The 14,562-nt window shown below is 36.4% G+C and carries 17 protein-coding genes; 4 read left to right on the top strand and 13 right to left on the bottom strand.

The genetic code is table 11. From position 1 onward, the window contains the following. Positions 1 to 168 precede the first annotated feature (168 nt). Both I6F45_RS00080 and I6F45_RS00075 read right to left on the bottom strand, forming a co-directional pair. Entirely contained in the window at positions 169 to 618 is a 450-nt protein-coding gene (locus I6F45_RS00080; RefSeq protein ID WP_165728608.1) for a hypothetical protein, read from the bottom strand. 267 nt (positions 619 to 885) lie between these two features. Further along, on the bottom strand, positions 886 to 1,545 hold the full coding sequence (locus I6F45_RS00075) for an NADPH-dependent FMN reductase (RefSeq protein ID WP_165739840.1): 660 nt from the start codon (positions 1,543 to 1,545) through the stop codon (positions 886 to 888). A gap of 205 nt (positions 1,546 to 1,750) precedes the next feature. Here I6F45_RS00075 and I6F45_RS00070 point away from each other — a divergent pair, with 205 nt between their 5' ends. Continuing rightward, complete coding sequence (locus tag I6F45_RS00070) at positions 1,751 to 2,827, top strand: YHYH protein (RefSeq protein WP_231609579.1); 1,077 nt, start codon at positions 1,751 to 1,753, stop codon at positions 2,825 to 2,827. A gap of 7 nt (positions 2,828 to 2,834) precedes the next feature. Next, positions 2,835 to 3,149, top strand: a complete 315-nt coding sequence (locus I6F45_RS00065; RefSeq protein WP_165739838.1) for a hypothetical protein — start codon at positions 2,835 to 2,837, stop codon at positions 3,147 to 3,149. Between the two features lie 286 nt (positions 3,150 to 3,435). Here the strand turns inward: I6F45_RS00065 and I6F45_RS00060 are convergent, their stop codons facing one another. The 4 genes from I6F45_RS00060 to I6F45_RS00045 form a co-directional block, all read right to left on the bottom strand. After that, positions 3,436 to 4,239, bottom strand: a complete 804-nt coding sequence (locus I6F45_RS00060) for a hypothetical protein (protein ID WP_165728606.1) — start codon at positions 4,237 to 4,239, stop codon at positions 3,436 to 3,438. Between the two features lie 395 nt (positions 4,240 to 4,634). Further along, the gene (locus tag I6F45_RS00055; protein WP_165728605.1) at positions 4,635 to 4,871 is read right to left on the bottom strand and encodes a hypothetical protein; all 237 of its coding nucleotides are present in this window, start codon (positions 4,869 to 4,871) and stop codon (positions 4,635 to 4,637) included. Between the two features lie 72 nt (positions 4,872 to 4,943). After that, positions 4,944 to 5,957: a DUF5924 family protein gene (locus I6F45_RS00050; protein WP_165728604.1), complete on the bottom strand. Its 1,014-nt coding sequence runs from the start codon at positions 5,955 to 5,957 to the stop codon at positions 4,944 to 4,946. 170 nt (positions 5,958 to 6,127) lie between these two features. After that, positions 6,128 to 6,892, bottom strand: a complete 765-nt coding sequence (locus tag I6F45_RS00045; protein WP_165739837.1) for an ATP-binding protein — start codon at positions 6,890 to 6,892, stop codon at positions 6,128 to 6,130. A 611-nt stretch (positions 6,893 to 7,503) separates the two neighbouring features. On the opposite strand from I6F45_RS00045, the gene I6F45_RS00040 reads away from it, so the two are divergent. Both I6F45_RS00040 and I6F45_RS00035 read left to right on the top strand, forming a co-directional pair. After that, positions 7,504 to 8,481 (top strand): DUF1852 domain-containing protein, encoded by a 978-nt coding sequence (locus I6F45_RS00040; protein ID WP_165739835.1) that lies wholly within the window; start codon positions 7,504 to 7,506, stop codon positions 8,479 to 8,481. An 88-nt stretch (positions 8,482 to 8,569) separates the two neighbouring features. Continuing rightward, positions 8,570 to 9,607 (top strand): methionine synthase, encoded by a 1,038-nt coding sequence (locus I6F45_RS00035; protein WP_165739833.1) that lies wholly within the window; start codon positions 8,570 to 8,572, stop codon positions 9,605 to 9,607. Between the two features lie 123 nt (positions 9,608 to 9,730). On the opposite strand, the gene I6F45_RS00030 is transcribed toward I6F45_RS00035, so the two are convergent. The 7 genes from I6F45_RS00030 to I6F45_RS00005 all read right to left on the bottom strand — a co-directional run bounded on the left by I6F45_RS00030 (position 9,731) and on the right by I6F45_RS00005 (position 14,422). Beyond that, positions 9,731 to 10,162 (bottom strand): retropepsin-like aspartic protease, encoded by a 432-nt coding sequence (locus tag I6F45_RS00030; RefSeq protein ID WP_197159393.1) that lies wholly within the window; start codon positions 10,160 to 10,162, stop codon positions 9,731 to 9,733. A 101-nt stretch (positions 10,163 to 10,263) separates the two neighbouring features. After that, complete coding sequence (locus I6F45_RS00025; protein ID WP_165728599.1) at positions 10,264 to 10,644, bottom strand: hypothetical protein; 381 nt, start codon at positions 10,642 to 10,644, stop codon at positions 10,264 to 10,266. A 381-nt stretch (positions 10,645 to 11,025) separates the two neighbouring features. Continuing rightward, positions 11,026 to 11,622 carry a DUF6624 domain-containing protein gene (locus I6F45_RS00020; protein WP_197159392.1) on the bottom strand — a complete coding sequence of 199 codons (597 nt, stop codon included), beginning with the start codon at positions 11,620 to 11,622 and terminating at the stop codon, positions 11,026 to 11,028. 124 nt (positions 11,623 to 11,746) lie between these two features. Beyond that, complete coding sequence (locus I6F45_RS00015; RefSeq protein WP_231609578.1) at positions 11,747 to 12,037, bottom strand: hypothetical protein; 291 nt, start codon at positions 12,035 to 12,037, stop codon at positions 11,747 to 11,749. Between the two features lie 289 nt (positions 12,038 to 12,326). Then, the gene (locus I6F45_RS21495; protein WP_269435514.1) at positions 12,327 to 12,455 is read right to left on the bottom strand and encodes a hypothetical protein; all 129 of its coding nucleotides are present in this window, start codon (positions 12,453 to 12,455) and stop codon (positions 12,327 to 12,329) included. 239 nt (positions 12,456 to 12,694) lie between these two features. Continuing rightward, positions 12,695 to 13,669: a transposase gene (locus I6F45_RS00010; protein ID WP_197159391.1), complete on the bottom strand. Its 975-nt coding sequence runs from the start codon at positions 13,667 to 13,669 to the stop codon at positions 12,695 to 12,697. 342 nt (positions 13,670 to 14,011) lie between these two features. Continuing rightward, positions 14,012 to 14,422 (bottom strand): hypothetical protein, encoded by a 411-nt coding sequence (locus I6F45_RS00005; protein WP_197159390.1) that lies wholly within the window; start codon positions 14,420 to 14,422, stop codon positions 14,012 to 14,014. Between the last annotated feature and the right edge of the window lie 140 nt (positions 14,423 to 14,562).

Below are 14,562 nucleotides of genomic sequence, written 5' to 3'. Positions count from 1 at the left end.
ATTATTAGTTTTATGTAATGAGATTACAATAGGTTAAATAAGAGTTTTGAAATCGTTGAATAAAACAGCGCTAAAATAGCGCCAGAACAGTAAATTTAATTGTAAATGTTAAAGCTCAAAGTAAGCTTTTACAATGAACTGTATATAAGTACAGTTCATTGCTTTTTGCTAACTTTTAATAACACGAAGCTGCTTAATTGATGACACAGCTATGTGCGTTTGATAATAATATTTATTAGTGGCTCTACCACGGCTCATAAAATCGATAGTTACTCGTTTAGCTTCGCCTGTTACTTCTATTGTTTTATCAATAAAAAAGGTGTCTGCTGGTTGTCCGTATTTACTTTGAAGCTCTGCTACCACATTAGGCTGTATTGATATCGTAATAGAACGCCTATCTCGATAATCAGTTTCGGTATTTAAATACAACCAACTCCCCTGAGCTCCCGCCGCTTTAATATGAAACTGGTAAGTGCCAGCAACACCCTTAGGTGCACTTTGCTCAGTTAAAGCGATAAGGTTCATATTTCCAGCCGTACTTTGGCTCATTTCAATTTTATGGGGAACAGAACTACATGCACTAAGCGTTAGCACACTTAGTAAGGCTAGATATTTCAAGACACAATTTCCTTGTTTTTTACACCAATTCGCATAATTAAGTAATCTATTTTGAGACAAGAAAATCGTGTTGATAACAAAGCAAAAATTTCGTTATTGAGTTGTTCTATATCAAAAATTTTTAATGCAGTTAGCGATTTAATCCCTTAAATTGATTAACTATTATTGAGAATTGGTATTATGCATTATTAAAAATATGTAGCGTTAATGATACCACTTTATGCAGCCATGTTTCTATAATCAATCCAAACAATTAGTTAGCGGGTATTAAGGTGCATTGCGCTGAGAAGGAGCTGTTTTAAAGCTTTTTAGCAAACTTTGTGGGTCAACCACCTCGGTATGCTCTTTAGCAGCCTGCGCCCACCATATTAGTTGGCCAAACGTGCGTGAGAAATAATTAAACCACGATGATTGACTCTCTCCTGCGACAGGTTTGCCATCCTCACTAAACACATCTTGCGCTTTTGGCACGTGGATCATAGCCGATACCGGCAAACAGCCAAGTTCAGATAAAAAAGTACGCATGCTAATGGCAGCTCTTACGCCACCCCACTGTCCTGCTGAGTAAGTTACTATTGCACTTGGTTTATACGAAAATAGTGAGCTACCAAAATGATTAAGTAAGTCAGCGAGGGCTGGACTCATGCTGTGATTGTACTCAGGGCTAATCATTATATATCCATCTGCGGCTTTAATTTTATCAGCTAATAGAGTGAGTTCTGTAGGTGCATTACTTTTAGCGTATGCAAAGTGTGGTTTAAATACGTTTTCGCTAGGAAAGTCCAACGTATCAATTAGCTCAAACTCATGATCGCCAAAATGCTCTGTTAAGCATTCTATACAAGCCCTAGAAACCCTTAAGCCTAAGCGAGCTGGTTTTGGTGGTGTACTATCGCGTACCGTGCCTAAAAATACTAAAAACTTCATATGTAATTCTCAACTGTATTTGAACGATAGCTAAACACTAACATTTTTAGTTATTGTGTATTACACATACGCATTGTTTATTGATTCAAAACACAATAATAATTAAATTTAAAACTGAAATTTAGCAACAACCGCGCCGTTAAACATATTTCATCGTGTGTTAAATTCACTCGCTTGCATACTTTTTACACATTTGGCCAGTAATATGCCACAGTATAAGTACGCTAAAACCTATACCGAAAAGGATACAGTAATGGGCTTAAAAAATTATAGCGCATGTGCAATCATTGTTACCGCAACAGCTTTAACTCTAAGTGGTTGCAACGACTCATCTAGTAACAAAAATACCGAGCAAGTCAGTAGCCCACTTAGTGAGCCGCAAAAAGCGAATCAATCAATAAACCTATCTATGTTCAAACAAGAGGCTTTTATTACAGAGCCTAAAATTGTTGATTGTGAAACCCAGCAAGGTACTAAAACAACCTGTTATGAGTTTACTACATCAGGTGCACCCGCAGGCAGAGAGCCTGGCCCATTTTGCCCTCGCAGCACAACAGACGGAGCTGATGTATCAGGTACTTGGTTTGATAAACAAGGTAAAGGAGAGCTAGTCGACTTAACTGGCGACTTTATTCTTAAGCTAGATGAATACTACGGCGATGAAAAATGGGTATTGTATGACGCAAAAACAAATAAAGTTCGTTATACAGCAACAAAAGAATCTTGCTCAGGTGCTGCACGCCCAGATGTAGAAGAACAATACAAACAAAATTGTATTGAATGCGAGCTATCTTATTTAGAAGATAACTTTTCGCTTACATATTTAATTCCGACTACACCCATAGTGAGTAAAAAATCCAGCCGATTACATACCGTGGGCATAGCGCTTGATGGTACTGAACTTTCAGGCCCTGCACCTATAAATGCTATTTTAGGCAGTTATACAATTGCAGCATTTGACGACTGCGGTGGGCATATTAACCTGCACCAAGGTTATCACTATCATTCAACAACAGGATGTACCAATTCAGCTCCAAATACTGACGGACACGCCCCTTTAATAGGTTATGCCGTTGACGGTTACGGTATTTACGCAATGAAAGATGCACAAGGCAATGAAGAGTCACTCGGCGAATGCCGTGGTATAACAGATGAAACCAGAGGCTATCATTATCATGCTGCCAGCCCGAGCGAAAATTTGTTTATTGGCTGCCTTCATGGTGAGTCAGTAAGAGCAGCAGGTGGCCCGCCGCCAGGCAATAAACCACCACCAAAGCATTGAGAAAATTATGACTATTAAATATAAGTCACTGTTTGTTTTACTTGCTCCTTCATTATTACTTTTAAGTGGTTATGCGGCAGCACATTCTCAGCCACTTAATCAAATAGCAGTGAAAGCATGCTTTGAAAAGCAAAAGTCACAATCGTGTAAGTATCAGGGTGGGCATAACGACTTATATATAGGAAGCTGCCAATATATGGCTGATGACTTAATGTGTGTTCGTAACCAACCCATTCAAAAAGTTGATAACAAAGAAAGTAAAACGAATGACAGCAATGACAGCCACGAACCTAAAAATAAGCAGCATAATAGTAGTTTATAAATTAATAGTTAAGAGTTGTGGGTTTTTTATTATACCAATTCGCTTAATTAAGTGATCTATTTTGAGGGTAGAAAAACGTGTTGATAGCTAGGCAAAAAATTCGCTATTTGGTTGTTCTCGGCAATTGCTCCTGCATTGCTCTTCCTTCTGCATCCATGCAGTCGTAAATGAAAGTTTTTTAACACAGGTAGCGACACGTTTAGCCCCGCAAAATGATTAAGTATTATTGCGGATTGGTATTAGGTGCAGTAAATTTACTGCACCTAATTAATTTAAACTGTTTCGATTAGTATTGATAACTTAGCCCTACACCACCCCAAAATATATTTCGAAGTGTCTCGTCACCTACAAAGCGTTTTTCATCTTTATTAACTGCAATGCTATAGCTTGTATATGTGTATAAGGCTAACTGATTAAAAAGCTGATACGACAAGTTTGCAGTAAACTTTACGTTGTTAATTCCGTTGTGCCCATCATTAACATACCCCGCATTAAACCCCACGCCCGATTGAATATCTACTGATAGTAAATCGTTAATATAAAAATCTTTTTTTACTGCCAGCTCCAAAAATGTACCGCTGGCATCAAATGAATGATAAACACTACTTAACAACTGAATATCGTCTGCATAAAAATACGCAAAGTCGAGGCTTAGCTCATTATCGTGAGCATCAATGCCTTCTTCACGAGCTTTAATATAGTTATAACCTACATACATCTCTATCCGCTCAGATAAGTGAGCGGTATAAATAGCATTTAAATTAAGCTCTGAATAATCACTACTAATACCTTTTGCCGCCCAAGGGATCACCGCAAAGTTTTTATAATTAAACTCAGTAGCAATTGATGTAATACCATTACCGGCAAGGTTATCTCGACCTTCGGTTACATATCGGCTTTCCCATAATGGGTGAATATGTAAATCAAACTCTTTATTTTTATAATTTACGTCAGTATTAGTATGCTTAATATTTCCGCCTACACCCACTTCAAGCTCTTGATAGTGCTCTTGTGTTTTTGCTTGTGCGTAAGCTGTATTTACTCCCGCTAGAGTCGTAATAACAAATACATATTTTAAATAGTGAGTCATTTATTAAGTCCAAAACCATCATAAATGGTAAAAAGTGGCGCATAGTATTGTTATAAAACGTATTAGCGCAATAAATGGATGCACATTTATTGTTTTATTTATTAGATTTTAAAGTATTTACTAAGTATTACCCATAAACTACAAGTTGCAATTAGCTCGGATTTCAACCAACAAACCAAAGCTATATACGCACCGAGCAATGCTCTAGCTGGTACTTAATTTAATAGTTAAAATGATAGTTATAGTACTCACGGTGAGGTGTTCCCTATTGCAAAAACAGGAAAAGTATAAGTAGGAAGTGTAAAAAAGTGCGGTAAAGGGGAAAACTATAAGCAGCAATAATTCATTAAGCTGCTTATTATTCTTAAAATAATTAACCTAATTTGTTAGCCAGTTTAGTGACTCAAATAAGCCATAACGGCAATGAGTGCAAAGTAAAAACAAAAACCGAGTAAGAAGATTAAGTCGACTCTTCTAGCTTTACTCGCTTTATAAGATGCAAAATCCTTAAACTCGCTTTTATACTGCCCAAACGTTACCACTTTTACTAGCAGCCACCCGGTCGAGTAAAACAAAAAGCTCAAACCCGTTTCAACTATTAGCCAAATAAAAATTTCAAACGCAATACTCATAATTTATATCCATTACTTTGCTATGAAAAAACTATATCAATTAGTTATTTAAATTGCAGCCGATTAAGCTAACTAAGGTGTAACAGTAAATTTCGTTAAACCTATTAGTTGTCCTGACTCAGTAATGACTTTAACTTGCCATTTACCAACAGAGTCTTTAGGAAAGTTTACCTTGTGAGTCCATGCTCTATAACCAAGTTCTCGCCCACCGTTTATATTTAACGTAATTCGATCAACCTCTTTTTTATTATGTATCCATACATGAAATATTTTTTCGTTTAAACCTCTTGGCGCTTTAACAGCCGTCCAACTATATAAACCTTGATGGTGTAGCGTATAAGAATCTAACTGCTTAATGCTCCCTACAGGCTTTTTATGCTGTAAATCAACCTCATGAGCTAACGTAATATCGGTTAATCGCAGTGCTGCAGGCGGCACGTAGCTTCTTAATTGCCAAATAGACGCGCTTAAGGCACATAAAATCACTACAAGAATAGGAAAACGCCACCAGCGTGCATTAGGCATTAAATTGTTTAAACTCGGTAGAGTAACCACTACAGCCGTTACAAGAGCTGCGGCTAAACTTTGGCTAGTAGTCAAATTTAATAAAATAGGCAGCGTAACAAGCAAAACAACGAATAAAGCAAAGTTATGAAAAACAGTAAATAACGTGCGGTTTCTGGCAAGTTTTTTGTAATAAAATGGGTCGATTACCGATATAAGTGCACACAAAGCAATGAGGGAAGTAAAAATTGCTTGAGGATGATCCCACTGCGTAACCGCTAAAAAAAATGGCAACGCAAAAAATAGGCTTTCTTGTTGCACCATTTGCAGAGCAAAACGCATTACATTAGGAGATACAGCCACACCAAATTTTTCTTCAACTTTGTCACGTAGCCAGTTATCAATAATCAGCCATAGCCAACTAACAAGCAAAAATATGGCAATAAATTGCGAAAAAGACTCTTTTCTATCTACCAGTGCAAAGCTAGCAACACCCGACAAAAATGACATCACAGCCAATAATCCAGGCCGCTTTTGCATTGCGCTTATAAATTTAGCAATTATATTTTTACAATAATCCATTTATGAGTATTTCCGCACGGGTATGTACTTTATTATTTTTATTCAGAATATGATTAGTTTAACCAAGTTTAAATGAACAGCAGATAGATGGGCTTAAAACTAGCCATTTAACAGTTGATTACAAAAACAGCGATTAAATAGCATCATCCTAAAAAGTAGGTTGTTTTTACTTATTTAAGCTCAGCGCAATTAAATAAAAGATCGGCATAGCGGTCCATTGGTACATTTATTAATTTTTGTAACGCGTGAGCTTTGGCCAGTAACTCATCTTGATTGAATGAAGGCATTGTATTATTAAAAGCAAAAACAATTTTATTGCCACCTTCAATTACAAAACTAAGAATTTTTCCTGCAAACTCTTTATCAAGCAGTTGGTCAAATACCTCTCTTTGCCCAACTTTGGTATGGCAAATATTAAGAACGAGTACACCATCAAAAGTGAGCGCATTTTTACAATCACGTAAGTATGATGATTGCACTTGGTCTGACTCCATCCCCTCTGAGCTATATAGATCAGAAAAAATTACGTCCGTTTTTATCTGCGTTTTTTTCATATAATTTGCCGCATTATCAATATGAATAAACAAACGTTCTGACACAGGAACTTCAAAATATTTTATAGCCATATCAGCAACGGCTTTACGGTATTCAACGGTATGTATAGTCAGTGCGGGAAACGCATGATAAAGACTTTTTGCTATAGAGCCCGCCCCAAGTCCCATTATCATCGCGGTTTTTAAGTGCGGTATAAAAAAAAGCGCAGCCATCATAGCTTGCGTATAAGCTAAGCTTAACCCGTTAATATTATTTAATTTGATACAGCTTTGATAAATTTTCCCGTCAAAGCTGAGAATAAGATTCTTTTTTGTTTGATATACATAAACCGGGCCATGCTCATCAGTAACTGATGCAATACAAGTGCCTTTGATATCCACGAATACTCGATAGGTGAGGTGATGAAAAATAAGTATAACTTACTTAACGTACTGACATTGTTATTAATATGATTTATAGCGCTTTTATTAATACCTAAGTGCTATGCAGTTATTAAGAAGCCTGTTTACCTTTTAATACTAGACTAGCAGAAGTAACTACTTTTATAGCTAACTTAAGCTTAAATAGTCATAACATTTACTATAAACAACGATGTAAACAGCTAAAAGCTTAGCTAATACACTGTTATAGCTATAAAAAACTTCTTTGAATATTCCTCATGTTCAACATGAATAAAGTGCACACCGAAATAAAGGAAGTCTAAACGGCTGAACATCCATCCTTTATTTCTATCGATTCATGCTTAATTGTCATCAATTACTAAGCAATCACATCTAACAATAATGATTAATGAATATGACTCATGTTTTATGTGAAATTAAACCGTTTTTCTTCATATACCAATCAACGTATAAATTACTCATCCCTTAGCGCTAAACACTATTACTAACAACTTAAAGCCGCTGAATAACAAAACCAGCACAGTAAGTTGCAAGGTTAATAAAGCGCAGAGCATCAATCAGGTTTAAATTATAAATTGGATATAAACACGATGAAAAAAGATTTTACATTTAATATTAAGAGCGTTTCACTCGACGAAAATTATCATCCATCAACTAATACGCGTATCACAACCAACTTTGCTAATTTAGCCAGAGGTGAATACCGCAAAGCAAACTTGCGTAACGCCTTAAACATGATTAACAACCGTTTTAATGCCCTAGCCCATTGGGATAACACCAAAGGTGAGCGTTATGCTGTTGAGCTTGAAATTATATCTGTTGAGATAGGTATTGAAGACGGCGGCGAAAGCTTTCCATCAATCGAAATATTAAAAACAAATATTGTTGATCATAAAACTAATAAGCGCATTGAAGGCATTGTAGGAAACAACTTTTCATCGTATGTGCGCGACTACGACTTTAGCGTACTCCTACAAGAGCACAATAAAGGCAAGCCTCAATTTAGTATTCCAGATGACTTTGGGGTTTTACATGGCAAGCTATTTCAGTCATTCGTAAATTCGGATACATACAAACAAAACTTTAAAAAGCCACCGGTTATATGCCTGAGTGTGTCAGATAACAAAACCTACAACCGCACCGAAAACCAACATCCGGTACTTGGTGTTGAATACGAGCCAAATGAATCGTCTTTAACTGAGCAATACTTCAAAAAAATGGGCTTGCAGGTACGTTACTTTATGCCATTAAATAGTGCAGCGCCTTTAGCATTGTTTTTCTTTGGTGATTTACTGAATGATTACAGCAATCTTGAGCTTATAAGCACCATTAGTACAATGGAAACGTTTCAAAAAATCTACAGACCAGAGATTTATAATGCCAACGCAACAGCGGGTAAATCATATAAACCAAACTTAAAAAACTTGGATCATTCACTAACGCAAATTGTGTATGACCGAGAAGAGCGCGGCAAGTTAGCAAACGAGCAAGGCAAGTTTGCACAAGAGCATTTTATCAAGCCATACCAAACGGTTCTTGAGCAATTCTCTAGTAGCTATCTTTCATAACACTTGATAGTAACAACCAATAATAACGAAAAATAACGCGCTTAACGCTACGTTTAATAATTAACTAAAATATACGGCATTATTTATTATGAAAAAATTATTACCAACCTCTACCGCGGGCAGTTTACCTAAGCCTTTATGGCTTGCAGAGCCAGAAACTCTTTGGTCACCTTGGAAATTACAAGGTGATGAATTAATTGAAGGCAAACACGACGCCCTACGTTTGTCATTATTCGACCAGCAACAAGCAGGCATTGATATTGTTAGCGATGGCGAGCAAACAAGGCAGCATTTTGTAACTACATTTATAGAGCACCTAAATGGCGTTGACTTTGAAAAACGTAAAACAGTAAAAATTCGTGACCGGTACGATGCAAGCGTACCCACCGTTGTGGGCCCTGTTAGCCGTCAAAAACCTGTGTTTGTCGAAGACGCTAAATTTTTACGCAAGCAAACCAAGCAACCAATAAAATGGGCATTGCCAGGCCCAATGACCATGATCGACACGCTTTACGACGACCACTATAAAAGCCGTGAAAAACTAGCGTGGGAATTTGCCATAATTCTTAATCAAGAAGCCAAAGAGCTAGAAGCCGCAGGCGTTGATATCATCCAATTTGATGAGCCCGCGTTTAACGTATTTTTTGATGAAGTAAACGACTGGGGAATCGCCTGTTTAGAGCGCGCAATTGAAGGGCTTAAATGCGAAACCGCCGTGCATATTTGCTATGGCTACGGTATTAAAGCCAATACAGATTGGAAAAAAACACTAGGAAGCGAATGGCGACAGTACGAAGAAGCATTCCCTAAGCTGCAGCAATCTAATATCGATATTATTTCACTAGAGTGCCATAACTCCCATGTACCAATGGATTTGCTAGAACTTATTCGCGGTAAAAAAGTAATGGTAGGCGCTATTGATGTAGCAAACCATACTATCGAAACGCCAGAAGAAGTAGCTAATACGCTACGTAAAGCACTGCAATTTGTAGATGCCGACAAGCTTTACCCGTGTACAAACTGCGGCATGGCTCCCCTACCTCACCATATTGCTAACGGCAAACTAAATGCCTTAAGTGCTGGGGCTGAAATTATAAGAAAAGAGTTATTAGATAAGAGTTATTAGATAAGAACTTGGAAAGTAGCTTTAAAATACAAATTGTAAACGATTACAGCTGGCGCATCATGCCATGATCAAACCTATAAACATGGTGCGCTAGTTAAAATTTACTAAAGAACAAAGTTTAGGTTAGATACTTAATTTTTTTTCATTAAAAAGCTCTAGCCTGTTTTTTGAAAAATCGATACCAGCTTGGTATTGAATAAAAAACGGAGAGCCTAATAAGCCATGTACTCCCTTTTCACCATCTGCTACTTGTACATGGTCAAGATTAAGTGATACAAAATCAGGACTCTCAAATAAGGCATTTCCTAATTCTATTGAATGAACTTCTATATCGCCCATATCGTGATCCGAAGTCCCCAAACCTGCTGCATTCTCAACATTGAGTGTTTCTTCAATGCCAAGCTCAATAAGACATGCACGGTCTAAAACAGATGATCCAGCGGCACTATCTAAAATAAAACGTAACGATTTACCATTAATTTTAGCTTCAATAATTTGGTGGCCTGTTTGTGATATTTCAAATTCAATTATAGTTTTGCCTTCAGATAAATTCATATACGTTCCTTGTTATAAAGTTTTTAAAATCTTACTTACTATTTTCAGCTTCCCACAATTAATAGCCAAATTTTACTAGTCGCCCACCTCAGCGCGTTTTGTTATGTAACGTTTATCACCTGAGGCTCAATATTTGTTAAAACATGAATGATTTCATTTGTAGTCATTACTGAATAATGAAACAGCTTATTGTTGTTTAAACTGAAAGTATTCGTTTTAGTTTGAGCATACTCCAATAAGCTTGAATCAGAATATACGCCGATGACGCCCAAATCACGGTTTTGATGATAGTCATGAAAATGGCTACTTTCATCATAAGTTTCGAATAAAACGGTATTTGTAAACACAACCATAAACCTTACGGGAGCATCATCTTCTAAATAAGTGATAATGTTCAGTGTTAGTAACCCATCCACATACGATAATTTGTCTAAGCTCCAGTCTTGGTAATTATTTGTGACTTCATCGATGGCAGTATTCATTGAATTACCTAACGAGCCTGTAGATTAACTCGTTTTTTATTTGTTTTTATTGATAAATAAACCATAGCTGAGTTCCTATTTTGGTTCAATCGATTACTGTATTTTTACGCAGAATATAAAGAAGTGTTTACTGTTGGTTTTAATTGGCGTTTTGAAAAGGATTACTGGTGTTTATGTGCAAAATTTAGGATGGGTGCCTTTGTTATTTCCTCTAAGAAAAGAACTAGATAAGTAAAGTCGGGTCTAAATCTACATACGCCCTACGATGAATCAACTTACCTAACTACATTGAAAAGTAAGGGATCACCGCTGTTAAAATTTGCGATGGAAAGAGAGCTTTAGCGCTTGCTGTCCACCTCAGGCCGTGTTGTTATATGTAGATTAATTCAAGTCTATTTCAGGGTGCTCTTTAATCCCGTACATTTTTTCCATTATTTTTAAGTAAAAATCTAAAGAGGGCATCTTCATTTCTTCACGCAGTTTATCTACATTAGTTTCATCTTCTATGGGGCTAAACACAACTTTACCTTCACTCACGTCAGCTTGAGTACCATAGATTTGTTTCTTTCCTTGTGCAATAAGAACTCTATCAGTTAAAAGAGCAACTTGTTGTCCGCTAACACCTTCGCCATTCAAATATGATTGCTTTAAATAAGGAAGCATTTTTACTTTAAATGCAACATCAGGTGAATGCTGAATGACTAAAAATGCTGCTCCAACTCCTTTAACTCCAACTAAATCTTTTGTTACCCAATGATGCTTTTTAATGATAGCTTTAAGTTTTCCTGTATTACTTTCATCTATTTTCATCATTTGTTCTAGGAGTGTTTTGGGCGGGTTTTGCCATCCAGCTTTTCCTATTTTGTTTCGAATATGTTGATCTTCAATTTCCATTTCAATTAGTTCTTTTTGCAGAGGAAGGTTAATTTCGGCAAAAGAATAAAAAGGTATTAGCAACAGTAAAAATAGGTAACGCATCAACTGAACTCTCCTTGTACATATAACGCCTCAAACAGAGGCTAAAAATTGTTGGGCAAAATAGCGAGGCTCGAGTAATGGCCAGCTGTTTTTAGTCCTACTGCTTTGCCTTGTTAAGTATACTTTAACGCAAAACCAGATATATAAATAATGTTGAAAATAAACCTTTTGAAAAAAGTATTAATCCAAACGATTTGGGATTTTTTGTACGGTTTACCATAAAGCCTTTAATATCTATTTGACCAAATTTAAAAGCAATAACATTATGAATAATCCAATGACCTGACAGAGCAAGTATTGCAACACTTGCCACTGAATCCCCATAACCTTCGACTTGCGGTGTTACAAATACTGCTACAAGAATAATCATTAAAAAGAATATGAGTGATATTTTATACGCTTTCTCATAACTCAATTTTGTACACCTAACGAGCCTGTAGATTAACTCGTTTTTTTATTTATTTTTATTGATAAATAGACCATAGCTGAGTTCCTATTTTGGTTCAATCTATTAGTGTTTTTCATAAAATTTAGGATGGGTGTCATGTTTATCTTTATTAGTATGGGTGTCATACTAATTATTAATCACCACCAGTTGTATAATCATGTGATGACCTAATATTTGGACCTTTACTCTTAGTAAACGGATCATCTTGACTCCGATAAAAGATCCATAAAGCTAGCGCCCCAACAAATGGTATCAGCTATACAATAAATATTTGCGCACCTTTTTGAAAGGTTTCCAAATCATCACGACGCACCAGAAATATTGAAACAATAATATTGAGTAGAATCGCAATACCTGCGACTAAGTACCAAATTTCAAATTCCAATTTAAAGCTCCCTTGATATATAACGAAAATACAAACTTGACAGCCACCTTAATCGAACAAACAAAACTGTGCCACTAAATTTGCCATTCCGGTTCAGAATTTATCTTTTATTGCTGGGTCACTTTATTTCATCCGTTAAATAAGTCATTAGCATGCTTAAACCTGAATTACACGCATAAAAATAACTGCAAAATTCCAGTTTTAACTTTTACTGAATGTTTTACTGAGTAGCTTAAGTATTATGCGAGTAGCTTTTCGCAGTTGCTAATATTTGATCGCCGTTTCCGCTTTAAATTTTCACAGTAACTTGCTTGTGAAGTGGGCCTACCTACTGCACCATGGAATACGCGCGTAAATTGTGTGGTGAGTTTTAACCAGTTTTCGGGGGATATATTAAGTCTTTCTAGCAAAGGAAGGTTCATATTATCAATGTGCCCGCGTTTATCCTCTCGTATTATTCGCCCTGTTAACTCAACAAGTTCAAGGTACGATTTAAGCTCAAACGGCAGCCCTTTAGGCATAATCTGACGAGGCATACCAGCAAAACGTAGTAACTGTTTTGGTTGTTTACCTTCTGCCGCGCATGTTAAGCGACTTTGTACACTGGTATGGTCTGATTCTTCTGGTGTGTTAGCCATTTTAGCTCTAATGGGATTTAAATCGACATAGGCCATACAGGCTGCAAGTGCTGCTTCATCTAGTAATGCTTGCGATTTAAATCTGCCTTCCCAGAATCGTCCTGTGCAGTTATCTTCTTTGTTTGCTCTACGCGCAATATCTTCATTTAATAACCGCATAAACCAGCTGATACTTGCTAGGCGTTCGCGGTATTGTTTAACCGTTTGATTGAAAAAGATGAGTTCAACTTTACTTAGCTTTTCACCTTGTGCATATTTTTGCGTAAGTACGGTGCCTTTACAGAGTTTATGCCAGCGAATAACAATCGCTTTATCATTCAGCCTGTTTGCTTTCTTATCATCTACATACAGTACTAAATGGGTGTGATTACTCATTACGGCATAAGCAGCTACGTCAATACAAAACACTTTTGTTAACACAAGTAGTTTGTCTTCAACCCAGCCTCTACGATGCTCGTAAGATTGACCAGTAAAACGGTCTTCACCACACAAAAATGCACGACGAACACACCGTGAAATACAATGGTAGTATTTTGTATCAACCAAACTTACTTGACGCTTTCTTGCAATTGCCATAAGACACCCTGCCTGTTTTTTGCACTAATTAAAACGTAGTCTTTAATTTTAAAAAAAGCAAAATTTAGGATGGGTGTCTTGTTAATTTTTTGTTGTTAATTTTCGATATATGTCTAGTTTATCTAATTCAATTTAGGTTGGGTGTCTTGTTAATTCCCATTAGATCACAGCGAATGAATGGATTCAAGGTTAAAAAGCAATCAATTGAAAATAGTAGAATACGTTCCTAGAAAGAGTAATTCTACAGCCTCAACGCCCCATTAAGAGGCTTTTAATTGTTGGTTATAATGTGAAGCGAAGCGGAACCTAACCAACTGTTAAAAGTCCTGCTTGAATGGCTTGTTATAAAGCACTTGCACATTTCTTGATATTATCCTTAAAAAACAAAGCCTTCCCTTTTAACCTTAACCCATCGAAATCAAGATTAATAGTAAGCTTATTATTCGTAATACTTAAGCTTCCCGATTTAGCAACTATAATTTTTGAGTTTAACCACGACTTTACTTGATGGGATTCTAGATCCCCATTTAGGGTAGAAACCTGAAAAGTATAAATCTGATCAGAAATTGATTTGTTGCCATAATCGAAGGGTGTGTGATGGCTACCTGTAACGGTCTCTCTATTAATGATTTCAATTTGATAATTGGAGTTAGGTGTTAGACAAATACTTGCTTCGTCTAAGATTTCTGTATTAACAAATGCACAACTTGTTAAAAGGAAAAAGACATTAAGTAATAAAATTCGAATATACACTCCACGCTCCGTGTGCTTTATAACGAGCCTGTAGATTAACTCGTTTTAAAATTTGTTTTATTGATAAACAAACCATAGCTGAGTTCCTATTTTGGTTCAATTGATTACTGTATTTTTACGCAGCATATAAAGAAGTGTTT

It is taken from the genome of Pseudoalteromonas sp. SWYJZ19, assembly GCF_015864375.1.
In the GTDB taxonomy this organism is placed as follows: domain Bacteria; phylum Pseudomonadota; class Gammaproteobacteria; order Enterobacterales; family Alteromonadaceae; genus Pseudoalteromonas; species Pseudoalteromonas arctica.
Note: the sequence above shows the minus strand (reverse complement) of the source record. Positions and strands in the feature narration are given on the sequence as shown.

Coding starts and splice junctions, on each gene's coding strand:
- I6F45_RS00075 (WP_165739840.1), bottom strand. CDS start 1,545: ATGAAGTTTTTAGTATTTTTAGGCACGGTACGCGATAGTACACCACCA.
- I6F45_RS00070 (WP_231609579.1), top strand. CDS start 1,751: ATGCCACAGTATAAGTACGCTAAAACCTATACCGAAAAGGATACAGTA.
- I6F45_RS00065 (WP_165739838.1), top strand. CDS start 2,835: ATGACTATTAAATATAAGTCACTGTTTGTTTTACTTGCTCCTTCATTA.
- I6F45_RS00060 (WP_165728606.1), bottom strand. CDS start 4,239: ATGACTCACTATTTAAAATATGTATTTGTTATTACGACTCTAGCGGGA.
- I6F45_RS00055 (WP_165728605.1), bottom strand. CDS start 4,871: ATGAGTATTGCGTTTGAAATTTTTATTTGGCTAATAGTTGAAACGGGT.
- I6F45_RS00050 (WP_165728604.1), bottom strand. CDS start 5,957: ATGGATTATTGTAAAAATATAATTGCTAAATTTATAAGCGCAATGCAA.
- I6F45_RS00040 (WP_165739835.1), top strand. CDS start 7,504: ATGAAAAAAGATTTTACATTTAATATTAAGAGCGTTTCACTCGACGAA.
- I6F45_RS00035 (WP_165739833.1), top strand. CDS start 8,570: ATGAAAAAATTATTACCAACCTCTACCGCGGGCAGTTTACCTAAGCCT.
- I6F45_RS00030 (WP_197159393.1), bottom strand. CDS start 10,162: ATGAATTTATCTGAAGGCAAAACTATAATTGAATTTGAAATATCACAA.
- I6F45_RS00025 (WP_165728599.1), bottom strand. CDS start 10,644: ATGAATACTGCCATCGATGAAGTCACAAATAATTACCAAGACTGGAGC.
- I6F45_RS00020 (WP_197159392.1), bottom strand. CDS start 11,622: ATGCGTTACCTATTTTTACTGTTGCTAATACCTTTTTATTCTTTTGCC.
- I6F45_RS00010 (WP_197159391.1), bottom strand. CDS start 13,669: ATGGCAATTGCAAGAAAGCGTCAAGTAAGTTTGGTTGATACAAAATAC.